This window comes from Amycolatopsis sp. TRM77291 (assembly GCF_054166285.1).
In genome coordinates, this window is sequence record NZ_JBSZHF010000001.1 from 1,166,585 (window position 1) to 1,178,129 (window position 11,545).

At 71.1% G+C, this 11,545-nt stretch carries 10 protein-coding genes; 9 read left to right on the plus strand and 1 reads right to left on the minus strand.

All coding sequences use genetic code 11. The features are described from left to right. Positions 1-222 precede the first annotated feature (222 nt). The 9 genes from ACXIZN_RS05565 to ACXIZN_RS05605 are packed head-to-tail and all read left to right on the plus strand — an operon-like array spanning position 223 to position 10,366. A complete protein-coding gene (locus ACXIZN_RS05565) occupies positions 223-1,287 on the plus strand; it encodes a DegT/DnrJ/EryC1/StrS family aminotransferase (RefSeq protein WP_457952901.1) in 1,065 nt (354 codons plus the stop codon). Next, positions 1,284-2,405: a DegT/DnrJ/EryC1/StrS family aminotransferase gene (locus tag ACXIZN_RS05570; RefSeq protein WP_457952902.1), complete on the plus strand. Its 1,122-nt coding sequence runs from the start codon at positions 1,284-1,286 to the stop codon at positions 2,403-2,405. Before ACXIZN_RS05565 ends, ACXIZN_RS05570 begins: the two co-directional genes overlap by 4 nt. Continuing rightward, on the plus strand, positions 2,405-3,043 hold the full coding sequence (locus ACXIZN_RS05575; protein WP_457952903.1) for a class I SAM-dependent methyltransferase: 639 nt from the start codon (positions 2,405-2,407) through the stop codon (positions 3,041-3,043). The genes ACXIZN_RS05570 and ACXIZN_RS05575 overlap by 1 nt, the downstream gene beginning before the upstream one ends. Beyond that, complete coding sequence (locus ACXIZN_RS05580; protein WP_457952904.1) at positions 3,040-3,966, plus strand: UbiA family prenyltransferase; 927 nt, start codon at positions 3,040-3,042, stop codon at positions 3,964-3,966. Before ACXIZN_RS05575 ends, ACXIZN_RS05580 begins: the two co-directional genes overlap by 4 nt. After that, the gene (locus ACXIZN_RS05585; protein WP_457952905.1) at positions 3,963-5,267 is read left to right on the plus strand and encodes a protoporphyrinogen/coproporphyrinogen oxidase; all 1,305 of its coding nucleotides are present in this window, start codon (positions 3,963-3,965) and stop codon (positions 5,265-5,267) included. Before ACXIZN_RS05580 ends, ACXIZN_RS05585 begins: the two co-directional genes overlap by 4 nt. Then, the gene (locus ACXIZN_RS05590) at positions 5,264-6,757 is read left to right on the plus strand and encodes a class I adenylate-forming enzyme family protein (protein ID WP_457952906.1); all 1,494 of its coding nucleotides are present in this window, start codon (positions 5,264-5,266) and stop codon (positions 6,755-6,757) included. The genes ACXIZN_RS05585 and ACXIZN_RS05590 overlap by 4 nt, the downstream gene beginning before the upstream one ends. Beyond that, positions 6,748-7,539, plus strand: coding sequence for a class I SAM-dependent methyltransferase (locus ACXIZN_RS05595; RefSeq protein WP_457952907.1), 792 nt, complete (start codon positions 6,748-6,750; stop codon positions 7,537-7,539). Before ACXIZN_RS05590 ends, ACXIZN_RS05595 begins: the two co-directional genes overlap by 10 nt. Then, complete coding sequence (locus tag ACXIZN_RS05600; RefSeq protein ID WP_457952908.1) at positions 7,536-8,909, plus strand: CoA transferase; 1,374 nt, start codon at positions 7,536-7,538, stop codon at positions 8,907-8,909. The genes ACXIZN_RS05595 and ACXIZN_RS05600 overlap by 4 nt, the downstream gene beginning before the upstream one ends. Beyond that, a complete protein-coding gene (locus ACXIZN_RS05605; protein WP_457952909.1) occupies positions 8,906-10,366 on the plus strand; it encodes a class I adenylate-forming enzyme family protein in 1,461 nt (486 codons plus the stop codon). The genes ACXIZN_RS05600 and ACXIZN_RS05605 overlap by 4 nt, the downstream gene beginning before the upstream one ends. A gap of 446 nt (positions 10,367-10,812) precedes the next feature. Here the strand turns inward: ACXIZN_RS05605 and ACXIZN_RS05610 are convergent, their stop codons facing one another. After that, positions 10,813-11,469 (minus strand): response regulator transcription factor, encoded by a 657-nt coding sequence (locus ACXIZN_RS05610; RefSeq protein WP_457952910.1) that lies wholly within the window; start codon positions 11,467-11,469, stop codon positions 10,813-10,815. Positions 11,470-11,545: the final 76 nt, after the last annotated feature.

Consider the following 11,545-nt stretch of genomic DNA (forward strand, 5'->3'; position numbering starts at 1 on the left):
TCGGAATCCACCGCAAAACTGACATCCGCCATGATCAACTGTCAATACTTTCCCCTTGGGTTGACCAGGAAGTGCGAACCTCCCGGGGGTCCGGTTTTGCTGACCTACGCTCAGGAACGGGTCTCAACGCCACCGGAGGTGGGTACGCTGTCGGTGTCATTTTTCAACCAATCGAGCACATTCGAGCGAACGTGGCCAAGTGCCAGGCGACATATTCTCGACGTGTTCGAAAATGGCAAGTATTCGCACGGCCGCAAGGTGGCCGAGCTGGAAACCGCGCTGGCCGGTTACACCGGCGCGAAGTTCGTCATCGGAGTCAACAGCGGAACGGACGCGTTGGTCCTTCTGCTGCGGGCGGCGGGTCTGCGGCCGGGCGACGAAGTGGTCGTCCCGGCCTTCTCCTTCGGCGCGTCGGCCACCTCGGTCGTGCTCGCGGGCGGCCGTCCGGTCTTCGCCGACATCGAGCCGGACGGGTACGGCATCGACCCCGCCGCGGTGGCGGACGTCGCGGGGGAGCGCACCCGCTTCGTCATGCCGACGCATCTGTTCTCGCGACTCGCGGACATCGACGGCGTCCTCGGCGTGGCCCGGCGGCTCGGGCTCACCGTGGTGGAGGACAGCGCGGAGGCCATCGGCATGCGCCTTCGCGGCAGGCACGCCGGGCTTTTCGGCGCGGGCGGGGTGCTGTCGTTCTTCCCGACCAAGACACTGGGCGCGCTCGGCGACGCGGGCGCGGTCCTCACCGACGACCGGCGGATCGCCGAGACCGTCGACGCGCTTCGCCACCACGGACGGTTCGGCGGCACGATCGCCGACTTCCCCGCCATCTCCACGGCGACCGGCCTGCCCGGCGTGAACAGCAAGATGGACGACATCCAGGCCGCCGTCCTCCTCGCGAAGCTCACCAGGCTGGACCTCGACATCGTTCGCCGCGCGGAACTGGCCGCCCGGTACGCGGCGGCGCTCGCGGGCGTGGAAGGGGTGCGCAAACTGCCGTCGGCTAGGCCGGACAGCGTGTTCTACGTCTACGTGGTGGAGGTCGACGCGCGCGACGACCTGGCGGCGCATCTGTCCGCGGATGGCGTGCAGACCGAGATCTACTACCCGGCGCCGCTGCCTCTGCAGCCCTGCTTCGCCGCGCTCGGCCATCGGAAGGGCGAGTTCCCGAACGCCGAGAACGCCTGCCGCCGCACCCTCGCGCTCCCGCTGTACCCGGACATGTCCACCGGGGATTGTGATCGCGTCTGCGACTCGATCCGCGCGTTCTACCGCGGGCGGCGTGGATGACACTGCCGTTCTTCCCGCCCGATCTCTTCGACGGAGACCGCGCCGAACTGCTGGACATCGTCCGCCGCGTCGGCGTCGCACCGGAGCAGAAATTCATCCTCGGCGACCAGGTGGCCCGCTTCGAGGCGGCGATCCGTGACTCGGTCGGCGCGGCCGACGCGATCGCTTGCGGCAGCGGGACTTCGGCGCTGACGCTGGTGCTGCGCGCGATGGACGTCGGCGCGGGGGACGAGGTGATCGTGCCCGCGTTCGGCTGCGCGCCACTCGCGGCCGCGCCCGCCCTGCTCGGCGCGACACCGGTGTTCGCCGACATCGACCCGTGGTCCATGGTCGTCGATCCCGAAGCGGTCGCCGGCCTGGTCACTTCGCGGACCAAGGTGATCATGCCGGCGCATATGTTCTCGGTCATGGCGGACATGCCCGCGCTGCGCCGGATCGCGACCGCGGCGGGCGTGCGGCTGCTGGAGGATTCCGCCGTCGCGCAAGGAGGAACCCTCGCGGGCACGCCCGCCGGGAGATGGGGCGACGCGGGCGTGTACTCGTTCGTCCAGGTGAAGACGTTCGGGATGCCGGGTGAGGGCGGCATGGTCGTGACCGACGATCCGGAACTCGCCACGGCGGTGCGGATGCTGCGCAATCACGGCCAGGACGGCGAGAACCGGTTCCTTTACCACCGCGTCGGCTACAACAGCCGGTTCGACGAGATCATGGCCGCGTTCCAGCTGTACCGGTTCCCCGGCCTCGCCGGGCGCCTCGCGCGCCGGGCACGGATCGGGGAGTACTACACCGAGCGCTTCGCCGACCTTGCGGGTTGCGGGGTGCTGGCGCCGCCCCCGGCGAAGGACGGACGGTGCTACTACGTCTATTCGCTGCTCGCCGAGCGCCGGGACGAACTGCGTGCGCACCTGGCGGCGCGGGGGTTCGGCTCGCACGTCTACTACCCGGCCCCGCTGCCGCGGCAGCCCGCGTTCGCGCGGTACACCCGGCCGTCGGACACCTGGCCCGCGGCGGAGCTTGCCGCGCGGCGCACTCTCGCCATACCCATCTACCCCCATCTGACGGACGAACAGGTGGAACGCATCGCCGACGCGGTGTGCGAGTTCGCGAAGGAGCCGTGATGCAGCAGATCACCAGCACGCCCGCGCCGAGCGAGGTCGCCGAGGAGTGGCACAGACGGGCGGAGCGCGCCGGGCTGTCCCGCGTCATGCGCGCCTCGCAGCCCGCCGAACTCGCGGCCGAGACGACCGCCCGCACCATCAGGCTCGTCACCCATCTCCTGGGTTCCCTGGGCGATGCCGGGGCCGCGCTGGAGATCGGTTGCGGGATGGGCAGGCTCACCCCGGCGATCGCGGCGCACGCCCGAGCGGTGACGGCGATCGACATGACGCCGCGCATGCTCGCGCTGGCGAGGGAGAACTGCGCGCATCTGTCCACTGTGGACTTCGTGCGCACGACGGTCCAGCGGCTGCCGTGGCGGGACAGGCGGTTCGACGTCGCCGTCTGCGTGTGGGTGCTGATGCACATACTGGACGACGACGAGATCGCCGAAGCGTGCCGGTCGATCGCCGCGGCGGCCCGCCATCTCGTGCTCGTGGAGTACGAGGAGGCGGACATCCCCGTCGGCAGGTTCTCGCGGTTGCGGACCGTCGAGGAGTACCTGGCCCTGCTCCCCGGCGCCCGGCTGCTCGAACGGCACGACCTGCATTACGGCGGTGACCGGTCCTTCGCCGCGCTGATCGCGTTGGACGGGCGATGACCGCGACACTGGCCGCGACTCGCGGCAAGGCGTATTTCCGGCTCGCGAAACTCGACATCGTCGACTACTACCTCGGCGTGATCGTGGTGTGGACGCTGCTCGCGCCGGCGGCGAGGTTCGACGGCGGTGTCCTGGCCTCCGTCGGCGTCTTCCTGCTCGGCGAGGTGTTCGTGATCGCGGCGATGGTCGCCCTCGACGACCTCACGGGATACCGGGACGGCAGCGACATCACGAACTACTCGCCGGACGACCCAAAGCGCAAGCGGTACCGCAAGCCGCTGGTGGCGGGCACCCTCGACGAAGGCCAGGTGCTCCGGTTCGCGTGGGCGACCGCCGTCGTCGGCGCCGCGCTCTGGCTGGCGGCCATCGCCATCGCACCACATCGTCCTTTGTGGACTGTAGTGCTGATCGCGGTGACCTACTTCTTCTCGCTCCAGTACTCCTGGGGTGTGAAGCTCAGCTACCACGGCTTCCAGGAGTTCTTCATCGCGGCGCTCGGCTGGGCGCTGGTGCTGGCGCCATACGGCCTCGCGTCCGGCGAGTTCACCGGGTTCGCGCTCGCCCAGGCGTTGCTCTTCGGGCTGGGACCGCTGCTGTTCGGCGTGTACTCCAACACCAACGACGTCGACGGTGACCGGCGGGTCGGCAGGCCGACGGTCGCGGCGCTGACCTCGCCGCGGGGCAACATGTTCTTCGTGATCGCCGTGTCGGCGGCGGAGTTCGCGCTGATCCTCGCCGTGCCCGCGCTCGGCGGCCCGTGGTGGTTCCCGCTCGCGTTGCTCCCGACCCTCGTGGCGCGGATCCGGCAGGTCTGGCTCGGGTTCGCGCTGGGCGACATCATGCGGGCCCGGCTGCTCGGCATCCGCGTCCACCGGATCACCGTGCTGAGCCTGGTCGTGGTGAACCTGGTGGTGATCACGTGACCGACATCGAAGTGGCGGTGGTCGGCGCCGGCGTCGCCGGGCTCACCACCGCGTACGAGCTCGGCAAGGCCGGGCGCGAGGTGCGGGTGTTCGAAGCGGCCGACGTGGTCGGCGGCCGGATGACGACGGTGCGCGAGGACGGCTTCCTGATCGACACCTGCGCCGAGCAGATGGCCGAACGGGGTTATCGCGAGACCTGGCGGCTGCTGGCGGAGCTCGGCATCGGCGACGACGCCGCACCCCGGATCGGGCGCGGCATCGCGATGTGGCGAGGCAGGCCCAGGTCCGGCGTCGCGGAGACCAGGGGACTGCTCACCGGAGCGGGGTTGTCGCTGCGGGCTCGGCTGGCCGGGGTACGGGCGATGCGGGGCGAGTTCGACACCGAACGGCCGGAGATCTCGCGGCTGGGCGGCCGCACCGTCGCCGACTTCGCCGCGCCGCACCACCCGGATCTGCTGAACTACCTGCTGCAACCGGTCGTCTCCGGTTTCTTCGGCTGGGATCCGGGGCGTTCGGCGGCCGCGCCCCTGCTCGCCCTGCTCACCTCGGTCGGCCCGCCGCCGACGTGGCGGGCGTACCGCGACGGAATGGACACCTTCGCCCGCGCCCTCGCCGAGAAGGTCGACGTCAGCACGGGCTTCCGCGTCGATCAGGTCGTCGACGACGGGTCCGCGGCGCGAATCATCAGCGGTACGAGCGAAATCAGCGCGAAGGCCGTCGTGCTGGCCGTGCCCGCCCCCGTCGCGGCCGAGCTGCACCCGGGACACGGGTCGGCTTTCCTCGCCGCCTGCTCGTTCACGCCGGTGGTCAAGGCGCATCTGCTGCTCGATCGCCCGCTCGGCGGTCCCGACTACGCCGTGATCGTGCCGACCGCGGAGAACGGCACGGTGGCCACGATCATCTTCGACCATCTGAAGCATCCCGGCCGCGCGCCCGCGGGCCGCGGCCTGGTCACGGTCATGGCCCATCCGGCCTTGGTGCCGGAGCTGCTGGCCGCCACCGACGAGGACGTCGTGACCCGTCTGAACGACGCGGCCGAGCGCCTCGTCCCCGGCCTGCGTGCGGCGACTCGCCGCGCCCTCGTCCGGCGGGTGCGGCACGCGGCGCCCGAGGCGACGCCGCGTGCGCTTGCCTTGCGTTCCGCCTTCGAGGCGGGGCTCGGCCGGGGCGTCGTCGACTACGCGGGCGACTGGGTGTTCCTGAGCCCGTGCAGCGAAGCGGCCGTCCGCTCGGGCGTCCGGGCCGCGCGGCGCCTGACCGAGCGGCTCGCGTGTCCCGTGCAGGAGGAGCGATCCAGATGAAACCGCACGACATGGGAACGTTGTTCGACGAATGCGCGCGTACGCGGACGACGGTGCGCCTCGACCGGCCCTTCGACATCGCGCCCGGGCGCGGAACCGTCCACTCGGTCGCGGGTCTCGCCGAGCTGGTGCGGGACGCGGCGGGATGGCTGTCCGAAGCCGGTGTGCGGCCGGGGCACCGGGTCGCCATCGTCAAGCGGAACCACTGGGACTACGACCTGCTCGCGTGCGCCGCGGCGCGGCTGGGGGCGGTCGCGGCGAAACTGTCCGGGCATCTGCCGGACGACACGCTGGAAATCCTGCTGAAACGGCTGGACGCCGCGGTCGTGGTCACCGACCGGCCGTCGCTGCGCGGAGACCGCGTGTTGCCCATCGACGGTTTCGCCGCCGCCCCGCCGCCGGAGCCGTACCGGAGGCACCCCGACGAACCGCTGCTGATCTGCCATACGTCGGGGACCACCGGGACACCGAAGCTGGTGGTCCACACGACGCGGACGATCATCGACCGGCTGGCCCGCCCGGAGGCGATCCGCTGGCCCGTCCTCGGCGTCCGGCGCGACGACGTGCTGGGCAATGTCAGCGCCTACGCGCACGGCCGGACGTTCTGCTGGACGGCGTCGGCGCTGTGCCTCGCTCCACGGGAGATCGTGATCCTGAGCGAGCCCACCTCGGCGGCGCGGGTGTTCGGACGGCATCGGCCGACGGTCATCGAGGCCCTCCCGTCGACCTTCGTGCGCTGGCGGCCACTCGCGCGGTCACCGGAGAATCCGTTCCGCCGGGTGCGGCGGTTCGTCAGCACCTACGACGCCGTGCATCCACCGGTGATCAGGACCATGCTGAACGCCACCCGCCTAAACCGTCCACTGTGGATGGAAGGCTGGGGTCAATCGGAGACCGGCCCCCTCTCGTTCCGGTTCTTCACCAGGAACTCCGTGCGGGCGACGCGGGACATCGGCAGGCCGCTTCCCGGTCTCGCCAGGCTGCGGGTCGTCGATCCGGAGACCGTCGAGCCGGTCCCGCGAGGCACACCGGGGCTTCTCCTGGCACGCACTCGTGCTCGCTGCGTGGCCTATGTGGGCGAACAGGACCGCTGGGCGGCCAAGGCGCACGGGCCGTGGTGGAACACCGGCGACCTCGGCGTGGTGAGCCGGACCGGGGCGGTGACGTTGCTGGACCGGGAGGTCGACAGCGTCCCCGGGCTGAGCTGCCTCTCGGTGGAGGACGCGATCGAGGACCGCCTTCCGGCCATCGCCGAATGCGTCGTGCTTTCCGCGGCGGGACGGGCGCCGATCCCGGTCGTCGTGACCGACACCGGGCTGGATCCCGCGCGGTGGCGGGCCGCCGTGGCCGATCTGCCGCCGATGGGGGAGCCGGTGACGCTCGCGTGGGACGACGTCCCGCGCACCGGCACCGGGAAGGTGCGGCGGCTGGAACTGCTGGAGCGGCTGACCGGGACGGCCGCCACGAACGGATCGGGAAGGTGGACGTGACGACGGCCTACGTGTTCGACAACCACAGCGGGCACGCGACCGAGCAGCATCGGTGCCTCTCCGAGGCGTACGACCCGGCCACCTTCGAGCGGCTGCAGCGGACCGGCTTGCGAGAGGGCTGGTCCTGCCTCGAAGTCGGCGCGGGCGGCAGCGGGGTCGCGCGGTGGCTCGCCGCGAGGGTGGCGCCGACCGGGTCGGTCCTGGCGACCGACATCAAACCCGACCACATCGGGACCGGGCCGGGACTGACCGTCCTCCGGCACGACGTCGTCCACGATCCGTTGCCGGGCGGCGACTTCGACCTCGTCCATGCCCGGCTGGTCCTGCAGCATCTGCCGGAGCGGGAAGCCGTCCTCCTCAAGCTGGCTCAGGCGTTGAAGCCGGGTGGCTGGATGCAGATCGACGAGTTCGACATCTCCTACGGCCCGGTGCTGCTCGCACCCGACGCCCGTGCGGCGAGTGTCTACGAGAAGTTCCTGGCGGCCAAGGAAAAGACGTTCAAGACCGCGGGCGGGGACGGGACGTGGGGCCGCCGGGTCGCCGCGTCGATGGCCGAGGCGGGCCTGGTCGACGTCGACCCGGTTCCCCTGATCTTCCCTTGGCGGGCGGGCTCGCCCGGTCTGCGGCTGCTGATCCACCACACCCGTCATTTGCGGGACCGGCTGCTCGCCGCTGGGATGACCGACGGCGAACTCGCCGAGGTGCGTTCGGTCATGGCGGATCCGGGGTTCCGGGCCTCGTCGTGCGTGCTGTACTCCGTGCAGGGAAGGCGCCCCGAATGATCACCGAGGTGGACGCCGTGACCGTCGCGGGTCCGGTCGACCTGCCGCTGGCCGGTGAGCTCGACGCGCAGGCGGCTTGCGGGATCATGCACGTACACGGGCGGCGCTTCGGCAGGCCGACCCCGCTCGGACTCGACTACGCGTCCATCCTCGCGGCCGAACTCGCCGAGCTGGGCGGCGTCGCGGTAGGGCTCGCTCGTGACCGGGGGATCCCCCTGCGCGGCGTGTCCACTTCGGTGGCGCAGGCGGCTTTGCTGGCGATTTCCCAATATCTGGCCGCGGCGACGGCCGAAGACGACCATGCCGAGGACTTCTTCCCCGGAGGACCGCCTTTCCGCTCGGCCGACGGCGTCGCCTACGAGATCGAGACGCTCGATCCGGCGGTGTGGCAACGGTTCTGGCGGGAACTCGGCGTCGACGGGCGGGTGATGTCCAGTGCCTGGCGGCCCTTCGTGCAGCGCTTCGCGACCGCGACCTGTCCGCTGCCGCCTCGGCTGTCGGAAGCGCTCGCGGCACGCCCGATCGCGGCGGCGGAGCGGATCGCGGTCCGAACCGGGATGACGCTGATGAGGGTGGCGGATCGGAGACTCGACCGGCTTCCCGCGTTCGTGGTGAGCGGGCTGGGCCGCGGACACCGGCCCGCCCGGCCGTCGGTGCCGCTGCCGTTGTCCGGTCTGGTGGTGCTCGAATCCTGCCGCCGGGTCCAGGGCCCGCTGGCCGGGCACCTGCTGCGGCTGCTCGGCGCCACGGTGCGGCGGATCGAGCCGCCGGGTGGCGATCCGCTGCGGTGGGTCCCGCCGATCGCCGGCGACGCGTCGGCCAGGTTCCGCGCGCTCAACGACGGCAAGGAGGTCGTCGAGATCGACCTGAGCACCCGGGACGGCAGGGGCCATTTGCTCGACCTCGCCGTCGGGGCCGACGTGTTCCTGCACAACTGGGCGCCCGGAAAGGCCGGGCGGTGGTCGCTGAACGCACTCGATCTGGCGCGTGCCCGGCCGGGGATCCTGTACGCGCACGCGTCGGGTTGGGGCGCCGAGCTGGGGCCGGAACCGCCGGTGGGCACGGATTTCGTCGTGCAGGCCCACGCGGGCGTCCCGCCGTCGCTGATGACGATCGTCGACGTGTTCGGCGGAGTCGTCTGCGCACACGGCGTCGTGACGGCCCTGGCGCGCGGCGCGACGCGGGTCGACTCGTCGCTCCTGTCCGCGGCGAGCAGGCTCAACGCGGGCGCCCGGCGGCGCTGTGACCGTCCGTTGACCGTGCCGGTGTGCGACGACCTCGCCGCACTCGCCGCGGATCCCCGGTTTTCCCGCGCGCTGATCCACGACGACTGCGTGCTCGTCGCGTCACCGTGGGAATTCACGTCATGACCTGGGTTTCCGCGACCGGGGTGGTGCTGCGCGACCTCGTGCCCGCCGGGCTCCGCCGCGAATGGGTCCGATGTGGACACTGCCCGGACAAGGACCTGTACTCGCTTTTCGGCGAGCGGGTGCGCGAACATCCGCTTCGCACGGCGGTGATCGACGACGAGGGCCCGCTCGATTACGCGCGCTTGGATGACGCGGCACGGGAGCTGGCAGCGTGTCTGGCGGCCACCGGATGCGGCTCGACGGAGATCGTCGGGGTGCGGGAACCCGCCGGGCGGGCCTCGGTGGTCGCGGAACTGGCGGTCCTCGCGCTCGGTGCCGTCGTGCTGCCGTTGCCGCCGGGCTCTGACGACCTCCTCGACCGCGCGCGGGTGCGGTTCGTCGTCGAGAACGGGCGGGTGGCGGGTGAATCGCGCCGAGCGACGCGCGTCGTCCGTCCGCATCCGGAGGCCCCTGCGCGGATCCTGGTGTCGTCCGGCTCGGAGTCGGCGCCGAAGATGGTCGCCTATTCGCACAACGCCTTCGCCGGCGGGCGGGCGAACTACCTCCGTGCCGTCCACGGCGGGACGGTGATTCCCCGCGATCTCGTCCTGGTCTCGCCGACGTCGGGATTCGGCTCGTTCGGGGTGCCGGTGACGCTGTGCCGGCTCGGCGGCACGCTGATCCTGACGCGCCGCTTCGAAGCGGGCGCGGCCCTGCGCCTGATCACCGAACACCGCCCGACCCACGCGTTCGCCGTGCCCGCGATGTGGCGGCGCATGGCCGACCATCCCGCCACGGTGGACACCGCCTGGCTCGCGGCCATCGTGTCGAGCGGCGACACGCTGCCCCCTTCGACGCTGGCCGCGTGCCGTGAGCGGTTCGGCGTCGAGATGATCGACGTCTACGGTTCGTCCGACGGCGTCAACTGTCATACGACGGAACCGGAGAACGGCGTGGGCGTACCGGACCCCGCGGTGTGCGAGATCCGGATCGTCGACGGCGAAATCCACGCGCGCGGCCCGATGACACCGCTGTGCTACGTCGCCGCGCCGGAACTGGACGCCGCGTACCGGCCCGACGGTGGCTGGGTGCGGGCAGGCGACAACGGCCGTTTCGACGAGCGCGGCAGGCTCCACGTCACCGGCCGGAGCAAACGCGTGGTGATCCGCGGCGGGTACACGATCAGCCCGGCGGAGGTGGAGCGCACGCTCGGCGAACATCCGGCGATCAGGGAGGTCGCCTGTGTCGCGGTACCGGACGCCGAACTGGGGGAACGGCTCTGCGCCTGCGTGGCGCCCAGGAACGGTCACTCGCCGACGCTGCCCGAGCTGACCGCGTTCCTGACCGCCAACGGCCTCGCCGTGCGCAAGTTGCCGGAACTCCTGGTGACCCTTCCCGAGCTTCCGCTGGGCCGTACCGGCAAGACGTGCCATCGCACGCTGGCCGATCTCGCGGCCCGTCTCGCCGCTCGTCCGTGAAGGCCTCCTTGCCTACCCTGAGGGTAGGGAAGGTGCCCTTCACCACCTCGCCAACGCGTGCCTTCCCGGCCAAGGCGTGTCGCGAAAGCCACTTTCGGGACGTCTGATGTCCCGAAAGTGGCTTTCGCGACATCTTTNCGCCGGACAAGCTGTTCAACGATCCGGAGCACGACCGGACGCGGCGGTTCCTCAAGGCGGTCATCGACCGGGCTTGAGGCTCGGCTGTGCATGTCGCGAAAGCCACTTTCGGGACGTCTGATGTCCCGAAAGTGGCTTTCGCGACACCTCCGCCGGGGGCTCGCGCGGAGGCCGCCGGCCGTGAATGAACCGCCGATGAACCGGCGTCCGTCATCATCGAGACGATTCACCGCCCCCGACGGCGGTATCGGCCCGAGGTTCACGAAACAGGTGACGAGTTGCGCAGCGATGACGTCCGGACGGCGAGGTCAGCCGATGCGGTAACCGGCCCTCGGCACCGTGGTGATCAGCGGCGGCTTCAGCAGCTTCCGCCGGAGATTCGTCAGCAGGACGTCGAGAACGTTGGACGTCGGATCGGCCACCTCGTCCCAGCCCGCTCTGATGAGCTGTTCACGGGAAACCGGACGGCCCGCGTTCTCCAGCAGGCATCGCAGCACGGCGAATTCCGTGCGGGTCAGGCTCAGCAGGACACCGTCGCGCCGGACCTCGTGCCTGCCGGTGTCCAGTTCGAGGTCCGCGGCCCGCAGCACCGACGGCAGCGGGACCCGGCCGCGACGGCAGAGGCTGCGCACGCGCGCCACCATTTCCGCGATGGCGAAAGGCTTTTCGAGGTAGTCGTCGCCGCCGCGCCGCAATCCGGCGACGCGCTGATCGGGATCGCCCAGCGCGGTCAGGAACAGCACCGGGGTCGTCCAGCCGGTGCCCCGTTTCCGCTCGACGTAGTCCAGCGCGTCACCGCTGGGGAGCATCCGGTCGAACACCACACAGTCGTAGGCGTTGACGAACAGGGCCTCGTCGGCGGGGAGGAGATCGTCCACCGCGTCGACGGCGAACCCGGCGGAACGCAGGGACGAGTGCACAGACGACCGGAGCGCTTCGTCGTCTTCGATGACCAGGATCCGCACACGGCCAAGGTAGCCGAGCCGCCGGACGGCCGGATCGGGGTGATCGCCCGTTCAGCGGAGCGCGGGGCGCTAATCT

Coding starts and splice junctions, on each gene's coding strand:
- ACXIZN_RS05570 (WP_457952902.1), top strand. CDS start 1,284: ATGACACTGCCGTTCTTCCCGCCCGATCTCTTCGACGGAGACCGCGCC.
- ACXIZN_RS05575 (WP_457952903.1), top strand. CDS start 2,405: ATGCAGCAGATCACCAGCACGCCCGCGCCGAGCGAGGTCGCCGAGGAG.
- ACXIZN_RS05580 (WP_457952904.1), top strand. CDS start 3,040: ATGACCGCGACACTGGCCGCGACTCGCGGCAAGGCGTATTTCCGGCTC.
- ACXIZN_RS05590 (WP_457952906.1), top strand. CDS start 5,264: ATGAAACCGCACGACATGGGAACGTTGTTCGACGAATGCGCGCGTACG.
- ACXIZN_RS05600 (WP_457952908.1), top strand. CDS start 7,536: ATGATCACCGAGGTGGACGCCGTGACCGTCGCGGGTCCGGTCGACCTG.
- ACXIZN_RS05605 (WP_457952909.1), top strand. CDS start 8,906: ATGACCTGGGTTTCCGCGACCGGGGTGGTGCTGCGCGACCTCGTGCCC.